Raw genomic sequence first — 1,860 nt, forward strand, 5'->3', positions numbered from 1 at the left:
TGTCTGGGTTACCGCATAGCATCACGTGCGTACTATCGACGTCTAAGTCAATGCCAGCGCGCGTTTGCAACGTGCCCTCTAATAAGAGTTTTGGCAAGCGCTCAGTTAATGCGCCCTCGACAGGCTCGCGGGTAACGATAGGAATAAAGATAAGCTTGGCTGGATTATCGACTAATGAGCCAAAATCTTCTTGTAAACCTTCAATCTTCTCAATATAAGCAAGCTCTTCTGTTGAGCGCGCGCTATAAGCCAAGACGATATGCTCGTAGTCTTCCCAGGTTTTTAAGTCTTGCAGCATCGACAAAAATGGTGTTAAACCTGTACCTGTCGCCAGCAACCATAAGTCTTTTGGCAGCGGTTTTTGATAACGGGCTAAAGTTAAAAAGCCAAACGGCATGGTGTTTAATAATAGCTCATCGCCGACTTCTAGGTGTTGTAGCTGCGAGGTAAAGGCGCCATCAGGGATAACAATAGAGAAGAATTCTAGGATTTCATCAAAGGGTGAAGAGACGATCGAATAAGCACGGAAGATATCTTCATTTGGCGCTTCGTCCAGTTCTTCATCATCAGTATCAGCTACTGCACTCAACTGCTTATAGTAGTTTAATTGACTGGGATTAACGCCCAAGCGTACAAACTGTCCTGCGGTAAATTTAAAACTATCAGGACGACTGACGGTAAAGCTAAAGAGATTGGGCGTCCACGTGGTTTTACTGAGCACCGTTACTTTTTGAATATTGTCACTCATAATAATGATTCACCCTCGTTTTTTATGATTTATGATTTATGATTTATGATTTATGATTGCTTATGGTTATAGATGGCTATGTTTGTATTTTTTTAAAGGCTCTAAAATAAAAGATGCGCCAAGCTTATCATAAAGCTGGCGCATCTTGGTTTTCTAACGGTCATTATCAATAAGCAGCGGTTATCAATATCGAAAACCCCTACTCATATTTTATACTTACCAAATACGAGCCAAACTTGCCCATTCAATCATACTGTTTGGCAATATACCAAAGAAGAGAATGATGGCGGTGACGGCGATAACCATGATACCGCCCGTACGCAAGCCCCACTGCTTTGAGACGTCAAATTCAATAAATTGTTTTGGACGTTTAAATAGCGTGAGCATGACGCGCAAGTAATAAAACAGACCAATGGCACTACCCAAGATAATCATGCCAGCCAAGAACCAGTTGGTACCTTGAACGGCGGCAAGAATCGCAAATAGCTTAGTGATAAAGCCTGCGGTCAATGGAATACCTGCCAATGACAACATCATAATGGTCATAACAGCGGTCAATACCGGACGACGCCAGAACAGCCCTTGATAATGGGTCAATTCATCTGCTTCACCCGCCAAGCGATACGGGCTCGACATCAAAGTAACAACACCAAAGGCACCAATAGAGGTAAAGGCGTAAATCGCCATATACATGCTTGAGATACTATCAGCGGCTGAGCCAATGCTGACAATCACGATAAGCACATAACCCATATGAGCAATCGACGAATAACCAAGCAGGCGCTTAAGGCTGGTCTGGCGTACCGCTAATAAGTTACCAACTAGTATCGACAAGGTTGCCATAACCATGAGCAGCATTTGTACTGATGGCAGCGCCAATAGCGACGTATCAATTAAGAAGCGAACGGCAAGCGCCATCATCGCCACTTTGGTGACCGATGCCAAATAAGTAGCGACAGGTGCTGGTGCGCCTTCGTACACATCTGGTGTCCATATGTGAAATGGCGCGGCAGACAGTTTAAAAGCAATACCAAACATCATCATCGCCGTACCGACGATTAGTAGTGGCGACTCAAAGAGATCGACCAACGTCATACTGATAGGCTTAAAAG

The 1,860-nt window shown here is 44.1% G+C and carries 2 protein-coding genes; both read right to left on the bottom strand.

Going from position 1 to position 1,860, the window contains the following annotated elements; all coding sequences use genetic code 11:
• The coding region (locus V7D75_RS06740; protein WP_333613937.1) for a ferredoxin--NADP reductase at nucleotides 1–748 on the bottom strand (748 nt) is incomplete at its 3' end.
• Nucleotides 749–964: 216 nt separating this feature from the next.
• Nucleotides 965–1,860 (bottom strand): NADH-quinone oxidoreductase subunit N (locus V7D75_RS06745; protein WP_333613938.1); only part of this gene is annotated, 896 nt, incomplete at its 5' end.

Origin of the sequence: Psychrobacter sp. (assembly GCF_036731945.1) — a bacterium.
Lineage (GTDB): Bacteria > Pseudomonadota > Gammaproteobacteria > Pseudomonadales > Moraxellaceae > Psychrobacter.